This is a genomic window from Rhodococcus sp. 06-1460-1B, from assembly GCF_002258475.1.
Lineage (GTDB): Bacteria > Actinomycetota > Actinomycetes > Mycobacteriales > Mycobacteriaceae > Rhodococcoides > Rhodococcoides fascians.
The window spans coordinates 304,781-328,270 of record NZ_NOYS01000019.1 but is presented as its reverse complement, the minus strand read 5'-3'; the positions used below and the strand labels follow the sequence as shown (position 1 = coordinate 328,270).

At 64.0% G+C, this 23,490-nt stretch carries 27 protein-coding genes; 16 read left to right on the top strand and 11 right to left on the bottom strand.

Annotation, left to right across the window (positions count from 1 at the left end; genetic code table 11):
- Positions 1-16: 16 nt before the first annotated feature.
- The gene (locus CH268_RS09750; protein ID WP_032367048.1) at positions 17-652 is read right to left on the bottom strand and encodes a VOC family protein; all 636 of its coding nucleotides are present in this window, start codon (positions 650-652) and stop codon (positions 17-19) included.
- A 154-nt stretch (positions 653-806) separates the two neighbouring features.
- Between CH268_RS09750 and CH268_RS09745 the strand changes: the two genes are divergently transcribed.
- Both CH268_RS09745 and CH268_RS09740 read left to right on the top strand, forming a co-directional pair.
- Positions 807-1,430, top strand: coding sequence for a TetR/AcrR family transcriptional regulator (locus tag CH268_RS09745; RefSeq protein ID WP_072692027.1), 624 nt, complete (start codon positions 807-809; stop codon positions 1,428-1,430).
- A gap of 28 nt (positions 1,431-1,458) precedes the next feature.
- A complete protein-coding gene (locus CH268_RS09740) occupies positions 1,459-2,118 on the top strand; it encodes an enoyl-CoA hydratase/isomerase family protein (protein ID WP_032387644.1) in 660 nt (219 codons plus the stop codon).
- Here the strand turns inward: CH268_RS09740 and CH268_RS09735 are convergent.
- The 3 genes from CH268_RS09735 to CH268_RS09725 are packed head-to-tail and all read right to left on the bottom strand — an operon-like array spanning position 2,087 to position 4,632.
- Positions 2,087-2,857, bottom strand: a complete 771-nt coding sequence (locus CH268_RS09735; protein WP_094663609.1) for a TetR family transcriptional regulator — start codon at positions 2,855-2,857, stop codon at positions 2,087-2,089. The two genes, CH268_RS09740 and CH268_RS09735, sit on opposite strands and share 32 nt — an antisense overlap.
- Positions 2,858-2,869: 12 nt before the next feature.
- Entirely contained in the window at positions 2,870-3,655 is a 786-nt protein-coding gene (locus CH268_RS09730; protein ID WP_094663607.1) for an SDR family NAD(P)-dependent oxidoreductase, read from the bottom strand.
- A complete protein-coding gene (locus CH268_RS09725) occupies positions 3,652-4,632 on the bottom strand; it encodes an SDR family oxidoreductase (RefSeq protein ID WP_094663605.1) in 981 nt (326 codons plus the stop codon). Before CH268_RS09725 ends, CH268_RS09730 begins: the two co-directional genes overlap by 4 nt.
- 118 nt (positions 4,633-4,750) lie before the next feature.
- On the opposite strand from CH268_RS09725, the gene CH268_RS09720 reads away from it, so the two are divergent.
- Both CH268_RS09720 and CH268_RS09715 read left to right on the top strand, forming a co-directional pair.
- On the top strand, positions 4,751-5,380 hold the full coding sequence (locus tag CH268_RS09720; RefSeq protein ID WP_094663603.1) for a TetR/AcrR family transcriptional regulator: 630 nt from the start codon (positions 4,751-4,753) through the stop codon (positions 5,378-5,380).
- A 237-nt stretch (positions 5,381-5,617) separates the two neighbouring features.
- Entirely contained in the window at positions 5,618-7,975 is a 2,358-nt protein-coding gene (locus CH268_RS09715; RefSeq protein ID WP_094663856.1) for a transketolase-like TK C-terminal-containing protein, read from the top strand.
- Between the two features lie 12 nt (positions 7,976-7,987).
- Here the strand turns inward: CH268_RS09715 and CH268_RS09710 are convergent, their stop codons facing one another.
- Together CH268_RS09710 and CH268_RS09705 are read right to left on the bottom strand one after the other, a co-directional pair.
- Positions 7,988-8,194, bottom strand: a complete 207-nt coding sequence (locus CH268_RS09710; RefSeq protein WP_027495448.1) for a helix-turn-helix domain-containing protein — start codon at positions 8,192-8,194, stop codon at positions 7,988-7,990.
- Complete coding sequence (locus CH268_RS09705) at positions 8,194-8,676, bottom strand: DUF2975 domain-containing protein (RefSeq protein WP_094663601.1); 483 nt, start codon at positions 8,674-8,676, stop codon at positions 8,194-8,196. Before CH268_RS09705 ends, CH268_RS09710 begins: the two co-directional genes overlap by 1 nt.
- A gap of 174 nt (positions 8,677-8,850) precedes the next feature.
- On the opposite strand from CH268_RS09705, the gene CH268_RS27565 reads away from it, so the two are divergent.
- Positions 8,851-9,699 (top strand): GAF and ANTAR domain-containing protein, encoded by an 849-nt coding sequence (locus tag CH268_RS27565; RefSeq protein WP_053068691.1) that lies wholly within the window; start codon positions 8,851-8,853, stop codon positions 9,697-9,699.
- Positions 9,700-9,954: 255 nt separating this feature from the next.
- Here the strand turns inward: CH268_RS27565 and CH268_RS09690 are convergent, their stop codons facing one another.
- Complete coding sequence (locus CH268_RS09690) at positions 9,955-10,617, bottom strand: TetR/AcrR family transcriptional regulator (protein ID WP_032400438.1); 663 nt, start codon at positions 10,615-10,617, stop codon at positions 9,955-9,957.
- A gap of 157 nt (positions 10,618-10,774) precedes the next feature.
- Between CH268_RS09690 and CH268_RS09685 the strand changes: the two genes are divergently transcribed.
- From CH268_RS09685 to CH268_RS09640, 11 genes are all read left to right on the top strand, one after another.
- Positions 10,775-11,977, top strand: a complete 1,203-nt coding sequence (locus tag CH268_RS09685) for a cytochrome P450 (RefSeq protein ID WP_094663854.1) — start codon at positions 10,775-10,777, stop codon at positions 11,975-11,977.
- Positions 11,974-12,171 carry a ferredoxin gene (locus CH268_RS09680; protein ID WP_032389698.1) on the top strand — a complete coding sequence of 66 codons (198 nt, stop codon included), beginning with the start codon at positions 11,974-11,976 and terminating at the stop codon, positions 12,169-12,171. The genes CH268_RS09685 and CH268_RS09680 overlap by 4 nt, the downstream gene beginning before the upstream one ends.
- Positions 12,168-13,310: an NAD(P)/FAD-dependent oxidoreductase gene (locus tag CH268_RS09675; RefSeq protein WP_094663597.1), complete on the top strand. Its 1,143-nt coding sequence runs from the start codon at positions 12,168-12,170 to the stop codon at positions 13,308-13,310. Before CH268_RS09680 ends, CH268_RS09675 begins: the two co-directional genes overlap by 4 nt.
- Before the next feature lie 8 nt (positions 13,311-13,318).
- Positions 13,319-13,711, top strand: coding sequence for a hypothetical protein (locus tag CH268_RS09670; protein ID WP_094663595.1), 393 nt, complete (start codon positions 13,319-13,321; stop codon positions 13,709-13,711).
- 6 nt (positions 13,712-13,717) lie between these two features.
- Entirely contained in the window at positions 13,718-14,476 is a 759-nt protein-coding gene (locus CH268_RS09665) for a 1-acyl-sn-glycerol-3-phosphate acyltransferase (protein WP_094663593.1), read from the top strand.
- Between the two features lie 34 nt (positions 14,477-14,510).
- Positions 14,511-15,056, top strand: a complete 546-nt coding sequence (locus CH268_RS09660) for a TetR/AcrR family transcriptional regulator (RefSeq protein WP_094663591.1) — start codon at positions 14,511-14,513, stop codon at positions 15,054-15,056.
- Positions 15,057-15,163: 107 nt separating this feature from the next.
- The gene (locus CH268_RS09655; RefSeq protein ID WP_094663589.1) at positions 15,164-16,753 is read left to right on the top strand and encodes a GMC oxidoreductase; all 1,590 of its coding nucleotides are present in this window, start codon (positions 15,164-15,166) and stop codon (positions 16,751-16,753) included.
- A gap of 20 nt (positions 16,754-16,773) precedes the next feature.
- The gene (locus tag CH268_RS09650; RefSeq protein ID WP_239535037.1) at positions 16,774-18,066 is read left to right on the top strand and encodes a lipase family protein; all 1,293 of its coding nucleotides are present in this window, start codon (positions 16,774-16,776) and stop codon (positions 18,064-18,066) included.
- Complete coding sequence (locus CH268_RS27865; protein ID WP_176457904.1) at positions 18,051-18,338, top strand: hypothetical protein; 288 nt, start codon at positions 18,051-18,053, stop codon at positions 18,336-18,338. Before CH268_RS09650 ends, CH268_RS27865 begins: the two co-directional genes overlap by 16 nt.
- Positions 18,325-19,068, top strand: coding sequence for an EAL domain-containing protein (locus tag CH268_RS09645; protein WP_176457903.1), 744 nt, complete (start codon positions 18,325-18,327; stop codon positions 19,066-19,068). Before CH268_RS27865 ends, CH268_RS09645 begins: the two co-directional genes overlap by 14 nt.
- Before the next feature lie 140 nt (positions 19,069-19,208).
- A complete protein-coding gene (locus CH268_RS09640; protein WP_094663585.1) occupies positions 19,209-19,541 on the top strand; it encodes a DUF3140 domain-containing protein in 333 nt (110 codons plus the stop codon).
- A gap of 117 nt (positions 19,542-19,658) precedes the next feature.
- On the opposite strand, the gene CH268_RS09635 is transcribed toward CH268_RS09640, so the two are convergent.
- The 4 genes from CH268_RS09635 to CH268_RS09620 are packed head-to-tail and all read right to left on the bottom strand — an operon-like array spanning position 19,659 to position 23,375.
- The gene (locus CH268_RS09635; RefSeq protein ID WP_032371760.1) at positions 19,659-20,261 is read right to left on the bottom strand and encodes a methyltransferase; all 603 of its coding nucleotides are present in this window, start codon (positions 20,259-20,261) and stop codon (positions 19,659-19,661) included.
- Between the two features lie 22 nt (positions 20,262-20,283).
- Positions 20,284-21,276 (bottom strand): Bug family tripartite tricarboxylate transporter substrate binding protein, encoded by a 993-nt coding sequence (locus CH268_RS09630; protein WP_094663583.1) that lies wholly within the window; start codon positions 21,274-21,276, stop codon positions 20,284-20,286.
- Complete coding sequence (locus CH268_RS09625) at positions 21,273-22,796, bottom strand: tripartite tricarboxylate transporter permease (protein ID WP_032371762.1); 1,524 nt, start codon at positions 22,794-22,796, stop codon at positions 21,273-21,275. The genes CH268_RS09630 and CH268_RS09625 overlap by 4 nt, the downstream gene beginning before the upstream one ends.
- A gap of 3 nt (positions 22,797-22,799) precedes the next feature.
- Positions 22,800-23,375 (bottom strand): tripartite tricarboxylate transporter TctB family protein, encoded by a 576-nt coding sequence (locus CH268_RS09620; RefSeq protein WP_032392149.1) that lies wholly within the window; start codon positions 23,373-23,375, stop codon positions 22,800-22,802.
- Positions 23,376-23,490: the final 115 nt, after the last annotated feature.

Here is a 23,490-nt window from a genome sequence, read left to right as displayed (position 1 = left end):
CCCCCCTAGCAATCGGTCACAAAGTTTTCGGTGTGATGGTCTTCTTGTTGGCGATCACCGGCCGGCCGGGCCTGGTTCCGGCCTCACGCTGCCGCAGTTCCTCGTGGGTCGCTCCGTTGCGGAGTCGGCTGAGGAGGTAGTCGGGGTCGATGTTGACGCCGATGGGATTGCGCGCGAATTCCTCGGTGAAGAAGAAGGCAGCGGTGTGGTCGGGGTCGAAGTTCTCCACTTGGAACTCGAGCCGAATGCCGTCGGGGTCCTCGTAGTACAGCGAGATCGTGGGTCCGTGGTTGATGGACCACACCGGGAGGATGCCCTGGCGCTTGAGCCGCACGTAGTTCTCCAGCAGTCGTTCCAGCGATCGGAACGTCAGGGCGATGTGATCGATGCCGTAGGCCTTGCGCCGCAGCTTGGCGAAGGGGAACAGGAACTTCACCGGCTTGGGTACTGCGATGATTGCGAGTCGATGCGACTCGTCGTCCCAGGTCAAGAACGTGATCTCGTCGTCCTGGTAGGCGATCTCGGCCCCGAACACGGTGCCGTACCAGCGCACCATCTCCTCGGTTCGCGCAGATTTGACGACCCAATGCGCGATGTAGTCGGGCGCGACCCGTTGCGTCTCGATCGTCGGTGCATCGTGCGTTGCGCTCATGAATCGACCTTTCGTCGCGATCGGAGTGTGATCCAGATTAAGTGCAGTTTGACTGTCAGTCAATAAATTGACTGATGGTCAGTCGAAAATCCGGAATGGGTGCGGTGCCGAGCGTGTCGTTGTAACAGAGCAGTTGCTCTGTTACGGTCACGTCATGCCCCGCCCACGCGTGCACGATCTCGACCACCTACTGGATGTGGCCGAGGCGTTGGCCGTCGAGTCGGGCCCGGCCGCGGTCACCATTCGCGCGTTGTCTGAGCTGACCTCGGTGTCCAACGGGGCGATCTACCACGCGTTCGGGTCGCGGGCCGGACTCCTCGGCCGAGTGTGGTTGCGCGGCGCGCAGCGCATGCTCACCGTGCAGCGAGGGTCCGTGGACGACGCATTGGCGACGGGCACCGCGGTGGACGCAATAGTGGCTGCTGCGGATGCGCCGGCGCGCTTTCTACTCGATCATCCGACGGCCGGACAGTTTCTCATGATTGTGTCGCGTCGAGAGTTGTTGGGCTCGAACGATATTCCGGACGCGCTTGCCGACGACCTTCGTATGCTCGATTCGACGCTCGTCGAGTTGTTCGTGCGGTTGTCGACCGAGATGTGGAACCGAGCGGATCGCACGGCCGTAGCCGTGATCAAGGATTGCACCGTCGAGCTCCCTGCCGCGTTGCTCCTGCGGGGTCGCCGTGCGCCAGACGCATCGGTGCGCGAACGACTCGCTGCCGCCGTGCGCGGCGTCCTCACTCTTCCTCCGCCCCCTCCACCGCCGAAGTCTTCATAGCCTCGGCACCCTCGAAAGGTAGCTCACGATGACTCCTACGCTAGAAATTCGCGGTGACATAGCGATTTTGACGCTCGGCTCGGACGAGAATCGATTCTCACCGGACTGGCTCGATGCGGTCGACGCCCACTTGGACCAGATAGAGCGGTCGGCGCGCGGGCTGATCACGGTAGGAGCGGGCAAGTTCTACTCCAACGGACTGGACCTCGACTGGCTGATGGCCCATGGTGATCGCGCCGATTGGTACGTCGATCGAGTGCAGACGCTGTTCGCCCGAATACTCACGTTTTCGATACCCACCGCCGCGGCGGTCAACGGGCACAGTTTCGGTGCCGGAGCGATGTTCGCCATTGCCCATGACTACCGCTTCATGCGCGAGGATCGTGGCTACTACTGCTTTCCGGAAGCGGATATCAACATCCCTTTCACTCCCGGCATGTCCGCTCTGATTCAGGCGAAGCTCTCTCCGCAGACGGCCATGGTCGCAATGACCACGGGACATCGGTACGGGAGCGCGGAGGCCCTCACTGCAGGTCTCGTCGACGGCGTAGCGGCCGAGGACTCGGTGATCGATGCTGCGCTGGAGCGGCTCTCGGCAATTGCCGGTAAGGACAAAGCCACCATCGGAGCCATCAAGACGACCATGTTCGCGTCGGTCACCGCTGCGCTGCGTCAGGGCCGACAGTGACGTCGTAGTCGGTCGCGTCGCGCCGCGCAGGCGGGATCAGAAGGTGAACGCGGCCGACGAGGGTCAGAGCCGTGTCGGCGTCGGCACCGTCGAACACCGCTGTGTGGATGCCGCGCATGGCACCGGTGAGCAGTCGGGCTGAGGCGGGGAGGTCTGTGGCACTGTCGATCTGCCCTGCTTCGGCAGCGGCGCGGAGTAGTTCGGTGATGGCATCGACGAAGCTGTCGTGCCAACGCTCAGCTGTGCCTTCGGATTTGGGGACTCCGAGATTGCGGAACAGCACGTGCGTGCGCGGTGTCTCGTAGATGCTCTCGGCAGCTATTCGCAGAAATGTCTGCAGCTGCTCGAGTGGGGTGCTCGGCCAGCCGGCGTCCGCAGACCGTTCACGGATGCGTTCGATCAGAACGGTGGCGGCGTCGTCGACGGCGGCCTGAAAGAGTTGGCGTTTGTTGGGGAAGTGGTGGAAGGCCGTTCGGGGTGCCAGACCGCATTGCGCAGCGACACTTTCGATCGTGATGTCTGCGTAGTCGGCGTGCCGAAGCAGCTCCTGGGTGGCCTCGATGAGGCGTGTCGGTGCGGGCCCGGGTTCGTCAGTGGTGGACGACCCGGCCCAGCGGTACAGCGTGGTGATGTGGATGCCCAAGTCCGTGGCTACGGCTGTCGGGCTTTCGGAACCCCCGAATGCCCGTGCCACCGCCTCTCGGCGATCGGCGAGTGTGAATCTCGAGACCCTGGCCATGATCGTGACAGTCTAGTGCAGCATTCGTGCGAGGGCCGGGAGTAGAACTCGTGCGGGGACGATACCCGCCGTCGCCGCCTGCAGAGCATTGCGGCGACCCGAAACAACATGTGGCCGTGACCGTTTGGCGTCTAGTGCCTTCATGGCGGTGGCGACGACGTCGGTCGGTGTCTGGTAGGTACCGGTGGCTGTGGCCGCATCGCCTATGACGTCGAAGAATTCGGTGTGGGTGGGGCCGGGGTTGAGTGCGAACACTCTGACTCCGTGTTGCGCTGCTTCGTACCACAGCGACTGGCTGAAGCTCAGCACGAAGGCTTTGGCGGCCGCATACACGGCAAGAGTCGGGACAGGTTGGAATGCCGTCGTGCTGGCCACATTGACGATGGTGCCTGCTGTGCGGGCGATCATGTCCGGCAGGAACGCCGAGCAGATGTCCACGACCGCGCGGATGTCGACGGCGACGAGTCGCTCGAAGTCGTCTGCGTCGCCGTCGACGAACGGTCCTTGGACCGCAAATCCTGCGTTGTTGACGATGAGGTCGATGCGCTCGGGAACGGCGGCGCGGAGCCGCCGACCACTGGCCTCCTCCGACAGGTCCCAGGGCACTGTTCGGCAGCGCACACCGTAGGTCGATTCGAGCTCGTCCGCCAGCGCTGTCAGACGATCTTCCCGTCGGGCGACGAGCACCAGATCGGAGCCGCGGGCAGCCAGCACACGCGCGAACTCGGCACCGATTCCGGAACTCGCGCCGGTGACCAGCGAGCGGCCCGGACTGTATCGACCTGCTGTGCGGCTCATCGGTCCGAGCGCCCGAGCTCAGCGGCCGAGCGACGGGCGAACTCCTCGTACGAGGTGGGTTCTCGTCCGAGCAGGGTCGGAAGAACCGTCAGGTCTCCCGCGGGCAGACCATGGCCGTCGTAATGGGTCATCATCGTGCGGTACGCCTGACGTGCGTCTTCCAGCCAATTCTTCATGTCGCGGGGGTTCGAAGCGGCCTGCGCGCCGCGAACGAGGTGCCCGAGCGCATTCAGTTTCGTCGATCGCACAGCGTGACCGATGACAGTGGGGAGTGCGGGTAGTACATCGAGCGAGTTGGTCAGCGACGAGGGCGGGATTCGGATGGCGGTAACCGGATGCCCCAGCACGCGCGACCAGATCTCGGCCATCTGGTGTCGGGTGAGTTCGACCGTGGACAGGTCGTAGGTGCGGCCGGTGTGCGGCGGCGGGTCGATCAGTACGTTCGCCGCGGCCTCGGCGACGTCGGCGAGATCGACGACCCCCATGACGCTGTCCGGCGACACCGGGTACGGCATGACGCCTGCCTGCAGGAACTCCCACACTTCCAGATAGTTCTGCATGTAGTGCGACGGCCTGAGCGCCGTGGTGGGGATTCCGCTGTCGCGGAGCAGACCCTCGGCGATGTCCTTCTGGTGATGGTGTGTCAGCTGATGCAGGTCTGGATGGATGACGGAGTGAAACACGATGTGCTGCAACCCAGTTGCCGGCGTCGTCGCGATCAGGTGCTCGATGATCGGTCTTTCGTCGATGACCTGGGTCGGAGCCGCGTGATAGAGCGCGTCGGCCCCGGCCAGGGCTCTGTCGAGCGTGTCGGGCGACCTCAGATCGCCCACGACGATCTCGGTTGCCCCGTCTCGACGGGTGGTCGCAGCCTGGCTGTCGTTCTTCACGACAGCGCGGACGGGCATCTTCTGCGCAGTTAGCTGCCGGACGAGCAACCGTCCGATCCCGCCTGCGGCACTGGTCACTGTGATCATCGCACCTCCTCGATGGTGAGCGCGGCAACTCCGGCTCGGTTGCATATATTGCAGAGGATCTGCACATAACGCAAGGGGCCGACGCAAAAGCCGCCTCGATCTGCATTAGTCTCGGACGGTGCCTTCGAACGACGTCGACGATGCAGAGCAGTCGCGGCGCGCCCGCCCACGTCGCGATCGCCGTCAGGCGTTGATCGACGCCGCGATCGAGATGATCTCCGAAGGTGCCAGCGCAGACATCAGCGCGGCGGCGATCTCGCGCAGAGCGGGTGTGGCGCACGGGTTGCTCTTTTACTACTTCACCGACAAGCAGGGCCTGGTGCAGGCCGCACTGGCCGACGTTCTGGGCAAATTGTCCGACGCGCAGGGGCCGCAGTCCGAGGAGCGGACCGTCCGAGCTCGGCTGGAAGGATTCGTCCGACGGCACATCGAGTTTCTGCGGGATCACCGCGCGCTCTACCTGCGGGTGGTGCGCGAGGAGGAATTCGGCGAGGCAGGCGTCGAGAGCGCCCTCTGGCAGGCTCGGGCCGAGGGCGAGCGTCAGGTCGCAGCCCTGGCCGAACTCCCGGATCCGTTGCCACCACTGGTCGCTGTCGCGATTTCGGGGTGGACCGGCTTTCTCGATCGAACCGCCGATGCCTTCTTCGAGACGGCGGATCTCGATCTGGACGAGTCGGTCGCGCTGATCGTCGACGCATTCGAGGCCGTGGTCGATTCCGCGACTCGCCGAGGGGCCGGGCCGCGGTGATCAGGTCGACCAGAAACTGCAAAGGCCGATTCCGAAAATTGCGCAGATTGCTCAATACCGAAGACTACTATTGCGCAGCCCGCCGGGTTCTGGTCGACTGACGCCGGTTGCATCACAGACGCGACTGACTCGGCGCTTCGCAATCCGAACGCTTGCCTCATGGAGTGACGGGACCCATCCGGTCCCGCCACTTCCACTCGATGCAATCTTTCGTCGCCTATTTCAGGAGTGCTCGCCATGACCAGCCTCAGCTCGACCACCGGCAATTCGACCGACGGAGACGCGGTCACCGGGGGGCGCGAAACCCTGCACGACATTTCCGAGCGGGTGCTGTGGTTGTCGACGTCGATGATCCACCACGCCAACCGAATCCGGCCCAATCCGACGGGTCTCAAAGTGGGCGGTCATCAGGCGTCGTGCGCGTCGATGGTCACCATCATGACCTCGCTGTGGTTCGAGCAGCTCGAAGCGGGCGACCGAGTGTCGGTCAAGCCGCACGCGTCGCCGGTGCTGCACGCCATCAACTACCTTCTCGGTGAGCTGGACGAGAAGTATTTGACGACGCTGCGCTCGTACGGTGGTCTGCAGTCCTACCCGTCGCGCGCCAAGGATCCCGATACCGTCGACTACTCGACGGGATCGGTGGGTATCGGTGCGACGGCACCTATTTGGGGCGCTATGTCGCGCCGCTTCGTCGACTCCGCATTTTCCGCAGACACCTCGAGTGGGTTTCGCGGACGGCAGTATTCGCTCGTCGGAGACGCCGAGCTCGACGAGGGTGCCGTGTGGGAAGCCGTCATCGATCCGGGCATCGGTGAGTTGGGCGAGATCGTCTGGATCGTCGACCTCAACCGGCAGTCCCTCGACCGAGTGGTGCCGAACATCGCGGCGCGTCGCCTCGAGAAGATGTTCGACGCGGCAGGCTGGCAGGTCATCACCGTGCGGTTCGGTCGGCTGCTCGAGAACCTGTTCGCGCGTACCGGGGGCGACGCCTTGCGGCGTCGCATCCTCGACATGCCCAATCCCGAGTATCAGCGGCTGTTGCGGTGCTCGGCGTCCGAATTGCGTGATCGACTGCCCGGCAACGGTTCCGATGCCGCGGCGATCACCGCGCTCATCGGTGACCTCGACGATCTGATTCTCACCGAGTCGATTCGCAATCTCGGCGGCCATGATCTCGACGCGCTGCGCGAGGCCTACGCGCAGATCGACGACACCCGGCCCACGGTCATCATCGCCTACACGGTCAAAGGCTTCGGCCTCCCCACTCAGGGGCATCCGCAGAACCATTCGTCTCTGCTGACTGTCGACGAATATGCAGCTCTGGCAGATACTCTCGGCACCGACGTCGGTTCGCCGTGGGGCCGCTTCGACGACGCCACAGTGGCCGGGCAGTTGTGCGCCGATGTTGCCGAACGGCTGCGCCGCGAACCGGTGCCCGTCTCGGCACCGCCGGCAGTTCCCACCGACATCGGCCGTACTCCCAAGGGCACGGCCACGACGCAGGCCGCGCTCGGCCGCACCCTCATCGACCTGACGCGTGAGGCTCCGGATGCGGCTCGACGCGTCGTGACGGTCAGTCCCGACGTCAGCTCCACCACCAATCTCGGCGGTTGGGTCAACAAGGTCGGTGTCTGGTCGTCGTCGGAGCGGCACGATTGGTTCGGTGACGATGCCGAAACCATCATGCACTGGCGTGAGGGTCCTACCGGTCAACACATGGAACTCGGTATCGCAGAGACCAATCTGGTCGGATTGATGGGCGAGCTGGGTGCAACGTGGAGTCGGTGGGGAGAGCCGTTGTTCCCCATCGGGGTGATGTACGACCCGTTCGTCGAACGCGCCCTCGAACCGTGGTCGTACGGCATCTACGCGGGCGGTCAGTCGATTCTGGTCGGTACGCCGTCGGGTGTCACGTTGGCTGCGGAAGGTGGTGCGCACCAGTCGATCAAGACTCCATCGATCGGTCTGGAGCAGCCCGGGTGCATCTCGTACGAGCCGGCGTTCGCCATCGACGTCGAGTGGACGTTGCTCGCCAGTATCGCCAAGTTGGGTCGTCCCGACGGCACCTCGGCGTACCTGCGCCTGTCTACCCGGCCGGTCGATCAGACGTTGGCCGACGTGCCCAGCGATCCGGCGGCCCGCGAACGCAGGCGCAAGCAGGTGGTGGCCGGCGGCTACCCGCTCGTCCGACGTGACGGTGCCACCGTCACGATCGCGGCGATGGGTGCGCTCATGCCCGAAGCTCTCGACGCCGCAGCACGATTGGAACGCATCGGCATTCTTGCGGACGTCCTGTGCATCACGAGTCCGGGCCAGCTCTATCAAGCCGTCCAGGCTCGACAGGGACACGGCGACGCGGAGTCGTGGATTCTCGATCAGCTGTTGCCGGCCGATCGGGCGACACCGATGGTGACCGTCCTCGACGGCCATCCGCACACCCTGGCCTTCCTCGCGAACGTGAACCGCGTGGCGTCGACGTCATTGGGCGTCAGCAACTTCGGTCAGGTGGGCTCTCTGGACGAGGTGTACAAGCATCATCACATCGACACCGATTCGATCGTCGGTGCCGCTCTGGATGTCACCGGTCAGTAGTGCCGCGGGTGCTCATTCGTCCACCCATTCCAAGAGGTCTCCGGGTTGGCAGTGCAGCACCCGGCACATGGCGTCGAGGGTGCTCAGTCGTACGGCTTTGGCCCGTCCGTTCTTGAGGACTGCGATGTTGGCGGGCGTCAGCCCCACGCGTTCGGCAAACTCGCCGACGCTCATCTTTTGCTTGGCCAACTGAACATCGATGCGCACCACGATGGCCATCAGATGACCGCGTCCATGTCGCTGCGCAGTTCCGTGGCCTGACTGAGCAGGGTCCTCATGACGACCATCAACAATGCGGCGACGGCGACGATGACGACGAGCAGGAAGAGCAGTAGCGGCAGGCCCGGGTCGTCGGCTCCGAATCCGACGTAGAGAAAGACGCCGACCAGCACCACCCAGGCCGCGGCGATCGACCACGTGATCGTGTCTACCCACACCAACGAAGCGCGGGTGAAGATGGCGTTGCGGTTCACCATCGTCATTAGCTTCCATGTCGCGATCACGACCACCTGAATGCACAGCACCCAGAAGATCGACACGATGGTCAGCGGCCATCGCAGGTACGCGGATTCGGGAGATTCCTGGGCCATGTGGGCGAACTGCCCGGGCAACGACATGACTTGCATCAGCACCAGCACCGCGAACAACGCGGCGAGAAACAGGCGAAGCAACAGGACTACCACTCGATATCCACTCAGCATTTAGCGAGTATCGACAGGAATCTATCGAAAGTCAATAGATCAATACGGTGTCCGGATCATCCAGTTCCGATTGACAGTGGGCGTACGGTTGTAACATTCGGCGAGGGCCAACGCCGTAGGTTGCTCGTTCACGGCGAAGGGTGTGATGGCCGCATCGTATGGGGGCGGGACCACGTGACCGATCGGACATCCGAGGAAACGCCGGACGATTCGGCTGCCGAGAGAGCGGCCGCAGCCGCGTTCGACGAGCAGATCGCGGCGGCACTCCCGAGGCGATCACACGTGCCGGGTGCGACGACGTATTTCGCGGAAGACACCTTCGAGGCGCTCGATGTGTTCCGCGGAATATTGCTCGAGCACAGCCGATTCGAGACTGTGCTGCAGGGCCTGTGCGAGCAGGCCGTCGTGGCAATTCCCGGGGCGGATATGGCGGGAGTGACCCTGCTGCATCATGATTCGGAGAATCCTGCCACCGCTGCATTCTCGGACGCTCGTGTGGTGGACATCGATGCCGATCAGTACCGAGCGGACGAGGGGCCGTGTCTCGAAGCTGCGCGCCACGATCGGTTGGTGTGCGTCCGAGTCGACGAGATCACCACTCGCTGGCCTGCATTCGCAGCCGCAGCAGCAGACATCGGAGTGCAGAGTTACCTGTCGGCACCGCTGGCAGTCGATTCCGAGCATGCAGGCTCGCTCAACATCTACGGCTTCGATGCCGGTGGCTTCAACGATATCGACGAAGTGGTGGTGAAGATGTTCGTCACGTCGGTCGAAGCGGCAGTATGGAATTCCCGGCACACGGCTGAGGCGAAGCAGGAAGTCGTCGGTCTTCGTGCGGCGATGGCGACCAGGGCCACCATCGAGCAGGCCAAGGGCATCCTGATGGCAACGCAATCTATGACTCCTGGGGCCGCGTTCGCCGCGTTGGTTCAGCAATCGCAGCGAGAGAACACGCGAGTTGCAGTGTTGGCGGCACGGATGGTCGATTCGGTCGTCGGACGGCAGGATGCCGAATGGCCGTAGTGTCGGGGTAGCACGGTCCACCGAGCATCATCAATGGTTCAGCGAAGCCGAACGATCTGCATCACCGAAGGTCGAGAAGGTCAAGGCCCATGACGGACACTCCGATTCACGACGAACTTCAGCACTTTCTCGACATGGATACCGGCGGGGGGAGTCGGAAGAACGAGCCCATTGCTCGGCCGGCACCGGCCCCGGCGGCCGTGCACGGCCCACCCCGGCACCAGAGAGCCTGACGGCAAACCCAGGGTGAGTCCCTCAGTGCGGCGCAGTGGGTACGACCGCCGCATGGACGTCGCCGCTGTAGGACGCAGGCAAGGGACTACTGCACAGTGTGCGTGCCTCGTCGGTCGAAATGCCGAGTGCGCGGAGCACTCGCTCGGTGGTGCCGTCGACCGTCGCCGCTTCGTCGCGGTCGGGCTGTGCAAGGAGCAGACGGCCCATGGAAAGCAGTGAACCGGCGACGATCGCGAGGGCGAGATCCGGGTCGTCGACGTCGAATCTCCCCTGCGCTGCGGCCGATTCGATATCGCGACGCGACCGTGGTGCCAGGCCACCGGCCGCGGCGAACGCGGCGGCCTCGGAGTTGAGCAGGACACGGCTTAGTTGCGGTTCGAGGCGGAACAGGCGTCCGGACAGTCTGAACGATTGGGTGAACTTCTCGACCGGATCCTCGAAACCGACGGTGAGCGAATCGAGGTAGTCGCCGACGGACTCGAGAGCGGCGTCGATGGCGGCCTGCCACAGTTCTTCTTTGCTCTCGAAGTAGTTGTAGAACGATCCGTTGCTGACGTCGGCGGCCTGCGTTATTTCGAGCACGGGTGCGTTGGTGTTCCCGTTGGCGAGTAATCCTTGCGCGGCCTGGATCAGCGCGGCTCTGGTGCGTGCCTTGCGGCGCTCGACGCGGTTGCCTTCGGTCACGATCTGCTCCTGCTCTGCGGTGTCGATGCAGCCTATCGCGAATCAATGATGACGAATTCGTCAAAAACCCTTGACGTACGGCCGTGCCGTGAGTGACGATATCGTCAACACCTCGCGAAGGCAGGGGTATCGACTTCCGGCGGCACCGAAGGACCTCATGACGACGAACGCGACGATCCCGCAGTACCGCACCGATCTGTACTCCACCGATGCGATTCTCGATCCGTACCCCCACTACGCCCGGCTACGCGCCCTCGGCCCGGTGGTGTGGCTGCCGCGCCAGCAGGTGTTCGCCGTCTCGCGCTACGCGGACTGCAAGGCGGTGCTGCTCAACGATGAGACCTTCATCTCGGGGGACGGCGTGGCACTCAATCCCGTCGCCAATCGGCTCGGCCGCGGAACGACACTGAACAGTGACGGCGACGAGCATGCAACCAAGCGATCGGTGCTGGCGCATCGACTCACGCCGAAGGCCGTCCGAAAGATGAAGGCGGCGGTGGAGGAGAAGGCCGAGGCCATCGTCGACGCGGCACTGAAGAAACAATTCGTCGACGGCGTGGACGATCTCGCGACAGCGCTGCCGATGTCGATCGTGCCCGATCTCGTCGGGTGGCCGGAGGACGGACGCGAGGATCTACTCCGTTGGGCTGGTGCGACATTCGATTCCCTCGGCCCCGTGAATCGACACTCGATCACCGCTGTCAAGGGTGCCGCAGAGATGCTTGCGTTCTCGCGGCGCGTGGTGCGAGATCGATCGGTGATTCCGGGAAGTATGGGCGACGACGTTCTGAAGGCCGCCGACGACAACAAGATTCAGAAGTCGGCATGTCCCGCGTTGATGATCGACTACCTCGGTCCCTCGCTCGATACCACCATCGGAGCGATTTCCGGTGCCCTCGACCTGTTCGCGCGGCACCCCGAGCAGTGGCAGGCGATCAGGCAGGACCCGGACCTGATACCCAATGCGATCAACGAAGTCGTTCGATACGAGTCGCCGATCAGAGCATTCTCGCGTCGAGCGGTCCGTGACGTCGAGATCGACGGATCACGAATCCCGAAAGGTGCTCGCGTACTGGTGGTCTACGCGTCGGCGAACCGCGACGAGCGTGAATGGGACAACCCCGATGCCTTCGACATCACCCGTGACGCGGCGCGTCAACTCGGCTTCGGTTCCGGCGTGCACGGGTGCGCCGGCCAGGGGCTTGCTCGTCTGGAAGCCCAGACCATGCTCCGAGTGCTGGCGCAGCGGGTAGAAAAGTTCGTTCCCGCAGGAACACCCGTACGAGCTGTCAACAACGTCATTCACCGATACGAACGGTTGCCCCTGAAATTGGTGGCGGCAGAAGGGACACAGCCATGAGGATCGACGTCGATTGGGATCGCTGCGAGGGCCACGGCATCTGTGCCGAACAGGCACCCGAGGTGTTCAGCCTCGATGACGAGGGCGAACTGCACTACGCCTTCGATGGCAACGACATTCCCGACGACCTCGCGGCCTCGGCCCGGTCTGCGGTCGGCGTGTGTCCGGTGGCGGCACTGCGAGAACAGGCGTGAGCTCTCTCGAGAGCAGGATCGTCGTCGTCGGAGACTCCATAGCCGCGTGCACCGTTGTCCGCCAACTGAGGGCCCGCGGACACGAAGGTCCACTGACGATGATCGGGGCCGATGCCGACGGTTGCTATGCCCGGCCGCCGTTGTCCAAGCACGTGCTCAAAGGCGAAGCAGCCGAGGCGGAAACGTGGGATCTGTCGGACCTCGGCATCATGACAATCGGCGATCGGGCCGTATCGGTGAATGTCGAGGCCCACACAGTCACGACCGCCGCCGGTACCGATCTTCCATACGATCGGCTGATCGTCGCCACTGGAGCGGCTGCACGTCGCATCGCGGCTCCCGGGCAAACGGGCGAGACGGTGCTGCGGACCTTCGACGATGTTCGGGCACTACGTCCGAAACTCGATGCGGCGCAGACGGCGATCGTCGTCGGTGCCGGATTCCTCGGCATGGAGGTAGCCAGTGCCTGCGTCTCTCGCGGAATCGCAGTCACCGTCGTGGACGTCGACCCTCCGTTGACACGGCTACTGGGTACCTATCTGTCCGACGCGATTACCGCGCGTGCCGAGGCCGCGTCGGTCGAGTTTCTCCGCGCGGACAGCCCGGTTACGTTGACGGGCAACCCCGTTACCGGGATCGAGTTCGCGGGCCGCACCCTCGACGCCGATGTGGTGGTCACCTGCGCCGGTGATGTGCCCGAGACGGAGTGGTTGAACGGTACCGGTATCGCCGATGATCGCGGTGTTGCGATCGACGATCGTTGCACCACTACGCTTCCCGAAGTGTTCGCCGCAGGCGACGTCGCGTATTCACGTGCTGGTTCCGGTCGAGCCCCGTTCTGGTCCAATGCCGTCGCGCAGGGCAAGGTCGCAGCGGCCTCCGCACTCGGCCTCGAACCCACGTGTGCGCCCACCGACGACTACTTCTGGACCGAGATTCTGGGACTGTCCATCAAGGTCGTCGGTCCTCTTCCGCTACTGGGTAATCCGACCGTGCTAGAGGGTTCCGTCGACGACGGATCGGCGCTGCTGCAGTGGAACCACGAGGACGGCCGCACGACCATCGTTGCCTACGGCATGAAGAAGGCTGTCGGCCTGCTCCGACGGCTTGCTCGCGAATCCGCTGTTCCCACTACGTAAGGAATTTCATGGCTATCGGCTCTGCGTCCGGTCTGGTTCGTCGTCTTCCCGAGGCGGTCGGGCTTGCTCGGGCAGCGATCGGCATCGCCCACATGGTTGCGCCCACTCGCGCCAACGAACTCCTCGCCGGGCCCGATGCTGCGGTAGCAACGACGCGAGCTGCGGCTCGCACCTTCGGAATTCGGGAAATCTACATCGGCGGCGGCCTGTATGCGGCAACTCGGCTCGCGCCGAAGGCCGTGCGCGCCCTGCTGCGAGCAGGTGTGGCCGTCGACGTCTGGGACACCGCGGCGTTCGCGCTCACCGCTCACCTGCCGCAACGAACGAGAACAGCCGGCTGTGCAATTGCCGGAGGCTTCGTGATCGCCGGCGCGCTGGCAGACCTGCAACTGGACCGGTAGTCGGCGATGGACAACATCGCTCGAGTCGTTCGCGCGGCGAGCATCAGTGCTGTTCACCTCTACAACCGATTGGAAGTGACCGTAGCGCAACCGGTTCCGGACACCCCGGTTTTGTTCGTCGCCAACCACGGGTTCGGTGGAGTCATCGATCTCAACGTGTTCGCATTCGCGGCCGCATACGACGAGCTCGGTATCGACCGCGAGCTGATCACGCTGACGCACCAGATCGCGTGGACTCTGCATGCCGAGAAGCTGATCGAACCGTTCGGTTCCAGGCCCGCCGGGCGACGAACGGCTCTGGACGCTTTTGCGGAGGGCAGCAATGTCCTGGTCTTCCCGGGCGGTGACGTCGATGCTTTGAAATCGTGGCGGCATCGCAACGACATAGTGTTCTCGGGTCGGACCGGGTTCGCCCGTTTGGCAATCGAGGCGGGGGTGCCGGTCGTCCCCGTCGTCACAGCAGGAGCGGGGGAGTCCCTGCTGGTACTCAGCAGTGGTAAGCGGTGGGCGAAGGTGCTGAGGTTGGATAAGGTGCTGCGGCTCAAAACGTTTCCGTTGTCGGTGTCCATTCCGTGGGGCGTCAATCTCGGTCTGGTTGGGCTTCTTCCGTACCTGCCGCTCCCCACCAAACTCGAGACCTCGGTGCTCGCGCCCATGCACCCCGACGCCGACGAGTCGGCGGAGGAGTTCGCGGGGCGGGTGCACGGGGCGATGCAGGCCGAACTCGAAAAATTGACGAAGAATCGGCGGCCTCTCATCGGATGACTCGCCGAGCCGGCGATGCAGTCATACTCGGACCATGCGCTCGAAGCAGAAGATTCTCGACGCCACCCTCGGGCTCATTGCCGAGGGTGGGTTCGAGGATGTCACCATCGCGGCGGCCGCGCGGGCCGCGGGCGTGACGCGCCAGACGGTGTATTCGATCTTCAGCACGCGCGAGGACATGATTTCGGAGGCCATGGTCGGCCTTGTCGTCGGCATCATCGGTGGCATCCGAGAGGAGGCCGATCGAGCCGAAACGCCATCGGAGTTCATCGTCGAGATGATCGTGTCCGCACGCAACCTCGTTCGCAGCGAGCCTGTGCTCAACTCGCTGCTACGTTCCGGCAACGCAAACCCGTTGTTCGATCCGGACGTCGTGGATCGGGCCGAGCCGGTGGCGCGTCAATTCCTCGATGGCTACATCGAACGGAACCCACAATTCGATTCGACTCGGTTCGAAGGTATCGAGCGAGTGCTGGTTCGAGTGGCGCTGTCCGTCATCTTGTTCGACGACGCGCAGATCCACGACGACGACGGTTTGCGGTCATACCTGCGTCGCTGGCTGATTCCGCTCCTGTTCTGACGGACCCCCAAAAACTTGACACCATAAGCCGCATCTGTCTAGTTTTGCTTCGCACGTGCACGTGACACAGGTCTCGATGCGCGCTGCTGCACACCATTGGGGGGTACGTGTCGAATTTGAATCGCCGGTCGTTTCTCGGCGCAACTGCGGTTGCGGGGTTGGCCGCACTATCGGGCACCGGGGTGGCGCGAGCAGCCGGCGGGCGACGCGTCCAGATCCCGCTGACCCGCGAGGATCATCGTGTGATGATCATCGGATCGGGGTTCGGCGGCGGCGTCGCCGCATTGCGCCTTGCCGAAGCCGGGGTGCCGGTTCTGGTGCTCGAGCGCGGAAGGCGTTGGAACACAGGCCCGAATGCGGACACGTTTCCCGATGCCACGTCACCGGACAAGCGGATGTTGTGGCACGGTTCGAGTCCCAACCTGTTCGGAAGGCCAGTTCCGTTCGATCCGTATGTCGGTCTGCTCGAGGCGGTGTCCGGAGACAACATGACGGCGTTGTGCGCGGCCGGGGTCGGCGGCGGGTCGCTGATCTACCAGGGGATGACGCTGCAGCCCTCGCAGTCGGTGTTCGAGGAGCATTTCCCGGCCGGGCTGGACTGGCCGACCCTGAACCGCGTGCACTACCCACGCGTGGCGAAAATGTTGCAGCTCGAGCAGGCTCCCGACGAGCTGATCGATACGCCCAATTATCAAGCGGCGCGGGTGTTTGCGGCCAATGCTCGTCGAGCCGGCCTACCGGTGTCGAAGATCCCGATGCCCATCGACTGGAACTTCGCCCTCGACGAGACTCGCGGGGTGATGGCCCCGTCCTACACCGATGGGTCCGGTGCATTCGGAGTCAACAACGGCGGCAAGCACTCCGTGGACGTCACCTACATCGCCGCCGCCGAGGCGACGGGGCTGGCCACGGTCGCGACGCAGCACGATGTCACGAGTGTCGAGCGGCGTGCCGACGGCCGCTGGACGGTCTATGTCGATCGAATCGATTCCGACGGAACGGTTCTGGAGAACAAGGTTCTGACCGCCGGCACGCTGATCATGGCAGCCGGAAGCCTGAACACCACCAAACTGCTCGTACGCGCCGGAGCGACCGGAGGCATTCCCGATCTCCCGAACGAGTTGGGGCAGGGCTGGGGCACCAATGCCGATCGCATCTACGTGTGGTCGAGCATCGAGCAGCAATTCGGTGCACCCCAAGGCGGACCGGTGGTGTTCGGCAGCCTGAACTGGGACGACCCGAACACTGCACACACCGTCATCCAGGCCTCGATACCGCCGTTGTCGTTCGATGCCCACAGCACGATGCTCGTCGGGTACGGAGTCAGCAGCGGCCGCGGCCATTTCGGCTACGACTCCTCCATGGACCAGGTGCGACTACATTGGCCGGCCACCGGCGACAGCCTGATTCAGGACGGTTCGATCGATCCGACGGTGCGTCGTATCGCCGGATCGGGCAGTGTTCTCACCGATACCAATGCACTGTTCCCGTCCACCTGGCATCCGTTGGGTGGGGCCAACATGGGCGCAGTATGTGATCTTGACGGTCGTGTCCACGGCCAGCGAGGACTGTATGTCCTCGACGGGGCACTCATGCCCGGCACCACCGCAGCGTGCAACCCATCCATGACCATCGCCGCACTGGCCGAACGTGCGCTGGACAGCATCGTTGCCGACGACATCGGCACCGTTATCTGACCCCCACCAGAAAGAGACCGATGCATCTGTACCGCAACATGATCGGCGTCGCAGTCACCGCCGTGCTCGCGTCTTCCCTGACCGTGCTTGGAGGCTCGGCAGCGAATGCCGACCCCGTCGACGACTTCTACGTCCCTCCGGCTCAGGTCGTCGACGACCCGGGGGCCGTGTTGCGGACGCAGCCGATGTCACTGTTCGCGGCTCTGCCCGGTGCGGACGGTGCCTACCCCGTTCAGGCGCAGCGGGTGCTGTACACGTCACGGACGCAGGACGATACGCCGGTGGGCGTGTCGGGCACGTTCATCGAGACCGAGGTGCCCTGGCGTGGTGCAGGCCCGCGGCCGACCATCGTCGTCGCGCCCGGCACGGTGGGTCAAGCCGATCAGTGCGCTCCTTCTCGTGCGTTTCCGACGACTGTCAACGCTGTGACACAACCATTGTCGATCTCGTTCAATCAGGAGTTGTTGTCTTCCACTCTGTGGGGATCGATGGGTGCCAACGTGTTCGTGACCGACTACATCGGGTTGGGAACGCCCGGTGTGCACACCTATGTCAATCGTGTCGAGCAGGCTCATGCGGTGCTCGACGGTGCTCGTGCCGCGAACGAGCTTCTCGGTGATACCGATGCACCCGTTGGTATCTGGGGGTACTCCCAGGGCGGTGGGGCGGCAGCCGCGGCGGCCGAACTCGCCTCGGAGTACGCACCAGGTCTGAATGTGAAGGGTACGTGGGCCGGAGCTCCCACAGCGGACTTGCTCGAGGTGTTGAAGACCGTCGACGGGACGCTGATCGGAGGGGTGATCGGCTATGCCCTCAACGGGTTCGTAGAGCGGGATCCGAGCTTGCTGCCGCTCGTCGAAGAGCGACTCACCGATCACGGCAAGGCAGTGCTGAACGATCTGTCGACGCAGTGCATCGGCGACACCATTCTGAAGTACCCGTTCCTGCGAACCGAATCGTTGACCGCGGACGGTAAGTCGATGCTCGAGAATCTGGGCACCATTCCGCAGGCGGGTCGCATCCTCGAGGCTCAGCGGATCGGTCGCAGTACTCCGAACGCACCGGTGATGATCACCAGCGGACTCAACGACGACACCGTGCCGTACGGTCAGGCCCGGCAGTTGGCTCAGGATTGGTGTGGGCGAGGGGCCACGGTGGAGTTCCGAACCAACCCGTTGCCGCCGATCCTGCAGGGTGCGGTGTTGCCCAACCACTTCGGGCCGCAGCTGATCGACGGGTACGGCGGTGCCGCTGCAGCGTTCCTGATGGATCGGTTCGCCGACGTCCCCATGGCACCATGCTCCATCGACTGATCGGCGGCCGCAGGCGCTGGCGGCTGGTGCGAGAATTCGTACTCCGGCACCGCTGCCCCGCACGCCTGAGCGCCGAGCAACGCGCCGCCGACTATGTCGCGATAGCAGAATCGTTCGGGGCCTTCTGGCCTCGCGACACACGACGAGTTCGTGTGCTGATCAGCAGTTTCGGCGATCGGGATCCCGATGCCGTCCTTGCCGCTATGCGCCCGATTGCAGCTCCGGTTCAGCTCCACCCGGTGGTTCGGGTGTGGAATCGTGCCGTCGACTAGGGCCGCGTCGACACCGCTGCGCTCGACACTGCTGCGGTCGCGGCGTCGGGTGGAGGCTGTGATTGCAGGCGGTGGCCCGGACATAGTCTTTCAGCCGATCGTCCGTGCACGCGATGGCGTGATCGAGGGATACGAGGCCCTGTCGCGTTTCCCTGCGGGTGGCGGTGACACCGAGGCGTGGTTCGCCGATGCAGCGCAGTGCGGCCTCGGTCCTGCTCTGGACAGATCTGCAGCTATCAAGGCATTGGGAGAATCAGCGCGTCTGCCGGATGGTTGCTTCGTTGCCGTGAACCTCAGTGCTGCAACGCTACTGGTCGATGCTGCCCTCGTGGATGTGCTGCTCGACTTCGGCCGACGACGGTCACTGGTAATCGAGCTCACCGAACATGCCGCCCAGGACGACGAGGACGCGGTGATGGCGGTGTTGGCCGAACTTCGACGCGGCGGCGTCGCCGTTGCAGTGGACGATGTGGGATCCGGATACGCAGGTATGCGGCAGCTCGTCGTGATCGAGCCGCAGATCATCAAACTCGACGCGTTCGTCGTTCACGGCATGAAAGGCAATCGAGTGAAGTCTGCGCTGGCCGAACTGGTGCTCGAGTTCGCGCGAAAAACCGAGGCCAGGTGCGTGTTCGAGGGCATCGAGACCGACGACGATCTCGAAGCCGCCACGTCGATCGGGGCCGACCTGCTGCAGGGCTTCCGAGTGGGCCGTCCTGCGACGGTGTAATCAGATCTGACCAGCAGGTTGAGTACCGCCCAACTGTGGGTATGCGGCGGACTAGGAACGAGACGAGTTCCGACGGCCGATGCGGTCGAAAGGGAGACACGCGGCACCACCACCGAGGGTGAATCGAAGGAGACGGACCGATGGCCGATGACGACAGTGACATCAAGACGGAGTTCGAAGACCTTGTCAACATGACGGCGAAGGAACTCGACGAGTTTCTCGGCACCGACGACTCGAAGGATGTCGGCCAAAAGAAGGACGGCGGCGAGTCGACGGGCCACGAGAGCGGCCGCCGCATCGTCGAAATCCTGAAGACGAAGAAGGCGGACCTGTCCGACGACGACTACGAGCACATGCGAAAGGTCGTCGGATACTGCAAACGACACCTTGCGCAGCGGCCCGACGGGGACATCACCGACACCAAATGGCGCTACTCACTGATGAACTGGGGCCACGACCCGAAGAAGAAGTGATCTCGGTTCGCTGACGGGAGGTTTGCTCCACTCGGGCCCCGGCTGCGGGAATTCCGCCACCGGGGCCCAGGAGTGGAGCAGACATTGCTCACACCGTGGAGGACCCGACTAGCGCATCTACGACGAGAAGCTCGCTCGCTTCGAGGCCTCGCGCGCCACCACTTCCTCGGCCGCGACGATGACGTCGTCCACATCGGCACTCTTGACGACGACCACTCCGTCGGCGTCGGCGACGATGAGGTCACCGGGTGAGACGACGACTCCTCCGAGCGCGACCGGCTCGTTCAGTCGGCCCGGCCCGTTCTTGTAGGGACCCGCCGGTGTGACACCGCGTGCGAATACGGGCAGACCCAACTCGGCCAAGGCGTCGGCATCGCGCACGGCACCGTCGATGACGAAGCCGGCGATGCCGAGCGATTTGGCGCGAATACCGATGAGATCGCCGATGAGGGCGCGTGTGTCGTCACCTGAGCCGTTGACCACGATGACGTCGCCGGGGCGGGCGTCGTCGAGAGCCTTGTGGATGTAGAGGTTGTCGCCCGATCGGGTCCAGACGGTGTACGCCCGGCCGGTGACTGCTGCTCCGGCCCAGATGGGCCGCAGTCCGGCGATGATGCCGAAGCGCTCCTGGGCATCGCCTACGTTGGCTGCGGGCACTCGAGAGAAGCGTTCGATCATATCGTCGGATACGGCAGTGGCGGAATAGGTTTCGGTACTCATGAGATCAATGCCTTTCGGTGACTTATTGCTGGTCGGCGAGCAGTTCGGCGATGATCGGTTCGATCTCGGTTTCACGCTGTTCCCACAAGGTCGCGACGTCGGCACCGGACACCCAATCGGGCTGCGTCGCTGCGCCGGTCAGCTTCTCGGCGACCGCCGGATCGGCCAGTGCAGTCTCGAGGGCATTCTGCAGCGTGGTCATCGTCGCGTCCGGGGTGCCCGCGGGAGCGCTGATGGCGAAGTTGTTGGTCATGAACGGGGCGTCGTATCCCTCGCTCGCAAGCGTCGGTACCTCGGGGATGAGCTTGTTCTGCTCCTCGGTGAGTACCGAGAGGATGTTCACCTCGCCCGATGCGAATTGGCCGTAAAAGCTCGAGACTCCGCCGAGGGCGAAGTCGGTCTCACCCGAGACCAGGGCCGAGATCTTGTCGGCACCACTGTTGTAGTGGACGATGTTGAAGTCCAGGCCGAGGGTGTCTTCGAGGGTGCGGAGGTTGACGTGGTCGTCGCCGGCCCTGGAATCGGTGCCCACGGTGATGGACCCCGGGTTGGCCTTCACGGCGTCGAAGAGCTCGGCAATGTCTTTGTACGGGCTGGACTTGTTGACCCCGATCACGATGTCGTTGGAAGCGAACGACCCGATGGGCGAGAAGCTTTCGCGATCGAACCCGGCTTTCTTGCTCGGGTCGAGGTATCGCCCGAGGATCGACGGGATGTTGGTAAAGCCGATGGTCTCGCCGTCCGGCTTGGCGTTGGCCAGGTAGTTCAGTCCGACGACCTGGCTGCCGCCCTCCTTGTTGACGACCTTGACCGGCACGCCAAGTTCGTTCTCCATGGCGGGGGCCATGATTCGGGCCAGGATGTCGTTGCCTGCGCCTGCGGCGGACGGGACGACCCATTCGACGGTGGCACCGTTCCGTGGGAACGGCGCTCCGGAATCGGTTGTGCTCGAGCCGCATCCGGCAATCAGGGCGACAGCGGAGATGGCCGCGACCAGGGTGGGCAGTGTTCTCATGAGACGGGCTCCTTGATGGGCTGGGTTCGGGTGGCGCGGCGGGAGAGGATGCGAGCGAGGACGGGGCGCAGCATTCCGAACAGAACGGCTGCGATGAAGACGAGCAGGAGAACCTTGTTGATGGGACCTTCGACGAAGACGCCGTAGTCCCCGCGAGACAGCGAGAGTGAACGCTGAAAGTTCTCCTCGAGCAGAGGCCCGAGGATCAGGGCCAGCACCAGTGGAGTCAGTGGAATCTTGTTGAGGTGGAACAGGTATCCGATGACGCCTGCGCCGAGCATGATGAAGATGTCGAAGACGCTGCCGTTGATGCTGTAGACGCCCAGGAACATGAAGGCCAGGATCATCGCCATCAGGTAGTGGAACGGGATCTTCAGTACGGCAATCCACAGGCGAACCAGTGGCACGTTGAGAATCAGCAGGATGATGTTGCCGACGAGGAAGCTGGCGATGATGGTCCAGGCCACTTCAGGGTTGTCGCGGAACAACAGTGGGCCGGGGATCAGACCGTTGATGGTGAAGGCGCTGGCCATGATGGCTACGGTCGCGGAGGTGGGGATGCCGAGGGTGAAGAGCGGAATCATCGACGACAGTGCGAGTGCGTTGTTGGCCGATTCCGGTCCGGCGACACCCTCGACGGCACCCTTACCGAATTGCCCGGGACGCTTGGTGAGCTTCTTCTCCATCGCATAGGACGCCAACGAGGTTGCAGCACCCGGAGATCCGGGGAGCAGGCCCATGAAGAAGCCGATGACGGAGCCGCGCATCGTGGGGCCTGCAGACCTGGTGATGTCCGTCTTGGTGGGCAGCAGCTTTCCGACGGCGAGTGGTCGTCGGCCGGCACCGCCCGCCGAGCGGGCTTGGATGAGAATTTCGGTGAGACCGAAGCAGCCCATCACAACGGCCACGAGTGCGACGCCGTCGAACAGTTCCGGCATGCCGAACGTGAACCGCTGGATGCCTTGGCCGGAGTCGATGCCCACCGACGCGATGGCCAGGCCGAGCCCCACGCTGATCAGCGCTTTCGCGGGGTTGTTGCCCGAGAAACTGGTGATCAGGGCCATGCCGAGTAGTGCGACGAGAAACAGTTCGGGAGCACCGAATTCAAGTGCGAATCGGCTGAACGGGGCGACGACGACGAATCCGACGACGCCGACCAGTCCGCCGACGAACGACGCGAGTGCGGCAACGACGAGGGCGGGACCGCCGCGTCCGCTCTTGGCCATCTCGTAGCCGTCGAGTGTCGTTGCGATGGACGACGCCTCACCGGGAATGCGCAGTAGGACCGCGGTGACAGTGCCGCCGAATGCTGCGCCGTAGAGGATGGCGGCGAGCATGATCAGCGCCGTGGTGGCGTCGAGGCCGAAGGTGATCGGGATCAGCAGCGACACCGCGGCGGCGGGGCCGAACCCAGGGAGGACGCCGACGAGCATGCCCAGTACGCAGCCGAGGAGTGCGAAGAGCAGATGCGTCGGAGTGAGGACGTTGACGAAGCCTGCCATCAGATCGGGAAATCCCATGACTCACAACCCCCAATCGGCGAGGAACGGAATGGAGGAAGCCGGCAATGCGGTGCCGAGCCAGACGTCGAACACCAGTCGGGTGGCGAGTGTGGTGGCCACTGCGACGCCGATGGCAACCACTGGGGTGCGCTTCCCGACGAACGTCAACACGACGGCGAGCATCAGCGCCATCGAGAGCGTGTAGCCGAGGGTGGGGAGGACCAGTGCCGCGCCGGCAATCGCGGCGACGACCACTCCGATTCTGATCCAGCCTGCGCGGTCGGGGAGTTCGGTCTCGTCGGCGTCTTCCTCGTTGTCGCTGGAGAGGAACGCGACGGCCGCAGAGGTGGCGGGTTCGAGTTCGAGTTCCGGTTCGGGTGCCGTCACCCGCGGCGCTCGGACGAGCTGTATCGCCCACATCGCGCCGCCGAGGATCATTCCGAGGCCGCCCACCAGGGGCAGGAAGCCCGCGCCGACGCCGGGTTCGGCGGCGATGCCGTACCCGGTTGCCATGGTGACGGTCGCCAAGCCGACGACCAGCGTCGCGCCGAGCACGATCCATTCGATCGTGTGTTGAGTGCCGAGCAGTATCTTCACGGCCGGCTGCCTTTCTGACGATATGTTCGGATGTGGCCTGGAGGGGTCGGCCGGATTGCTGTGCTTCACGTCACTTGCAATCTTGCACAGTTTTACAGGATTGTGGTTGAGTGTG

What these genes read in the sequence shown, in the direction of transcription:
- CH268_RS09710 (WP_027495448.1), bottom strand. Translation starts at nt 8,194, where the DNA reads ATGGCCATCGTGGTGCGCATCGATGTTCAGTTGGCCAAGCAAAAGATG.
- CH268_RS09665 (WP_094663593.1), top strand. Translation starts at nt 13,718, where the DNA reads ATGGACAACATCGCTCGAGTCGTTCGCGCGGCGAGCATCAGTGCTGTT.
- CH268_RS09670 (WP_094663595.1), top strand. Translation starts at nt 13,319, where the DNA reads ATGGCTATCGGCTCTGCGTCCGGTCTGGTTCGTCGTCTTCCCGAGGCG.
- CH268_RS09735 (WP_094663609.1), bottom strand. Translation starts at nt 2,857, where the DNA reads ATGGCCAGGGTCTCGAGATTCACACTCGCCGATCGCCGAGAGGCGGTG.
- CH268_RS27865 (WP_176457904.1), top strand. Translation starts at nt 18,051, where the DNA reads ATGCTCCATCGACTGATCGGCGGCCGCAGGCGCTGGCGGCTGGTGCGA.
- CH268_RS09625 (WP_032371762.1), bottom strand. Translation starts at nt 22,796, where the DNA reads ATGGGATTTCCCGATCTGATGGCAGGCTTCGTCAACGTCCTCACTCCG.
- CH268_RS09730 (WP_094663607.1), bottom strand. Translation starts at nt 3,655, where the DNA reads ATGAGCCGCACAGCAGGTCGATACAGTCCGGGCCGCTCGCTGGTCACC.
- CH268_RS09680 (WP_032389698.1), top strand. Translation starts at nt 11,974, where the DNA reads ATGAGGATCGACGTCGATTGGGATCGCTGCGAGGGCCACGGCATCTGT.
- CH268_RS09685 (WP_094663854.1), top strand. Translation starts at nt 10,775, where the DNA reads ATGACGACGAACGCGACGATCCCGCAGTACCGCACCGATCTGTACTCC.
- CH268_RS09630 (WP_094663583.1), bottom strand. Translation starts at nt 21,276, where the DNA reads ATGAGAACACTGCCCACCCTGGTCGCGGCCATCTCCGCTGTCGCCCTG.
- CH268_RS09660 (WP_094663591.1), top strand. Translation starts at nt 14,511, where the DNA reads ATGCGCTCGAAGCAGAAGATTCTCGACGCCACCCTCGGGCTCATTGCC.
- CH268_RS09640 (WP_094663585.1), top strand. Translation starts at nt 19,209, where the DNA reads ATGGCCGATGACGACAGTGACATCAAGACGGAGTTCGAAGACCTTGTC.
- CH268_RS09715 (WP_094663856.1), top strand. Translation starts at nt 5,618, where the DNA reads ATGACCAGCCTCAGCTCGACCACCGGCAATTCGACCGACGGAGACGCG.
- CH268_RS09705 (WP_094663601.1), bottom strand. Translation starts at nt 8,676, where the DNA reads ATGCTGAGTGGATATCGAGTGGTAGTCCTGTTGCTTCGCCTGTTTCTC.
- CH268_RS09750 (WP_032367048.1), bottom strand. Translation starts at nt 652, where the DNA reads ATGAGCGCAACGCACGATGCACCGACGATCGAGACGCAACGGGTCGCG.
- CH268_RS09650 (WP_239535037.1), top strand. Translation starts at nt 16,774, where the DNA reads ATGCATCTGTACCGCAACATGATCGGCGTCGCAGTCACCGCCGTGCTC.
- CH268_RS09725 (WP_094663605.1), bottom strand. Translation starts at nt 4,632, where the DNA reads ATGATCACAGTGACCAGTGCCGCAGGCGGGATCGGACGGTTGCTCGTC.
- CH268_RS09740 (WP_032387644.1), top strand. Translation starts at nt 1,459, where the DNA reads ATGACTCCTACGCTAGAAATTCGCGGTGACATAGCGATTTTGACGCTC.
- CH268_RS09745 (WP_072692027.1), top strand. Translation starts at nt 807, where the DNA reads ATGCCCCGCCCACGCGTGCACGATCTCGACCACCTACTGGATGTGGCC.
- CH268_RS09635 (WP_032371760.1), bottom strand. Translation starts at nt 20,261, where the DNA reads ATGAGTACCGAAACCTATTCCGCCACTGCCGTATCCGACGATATGATC.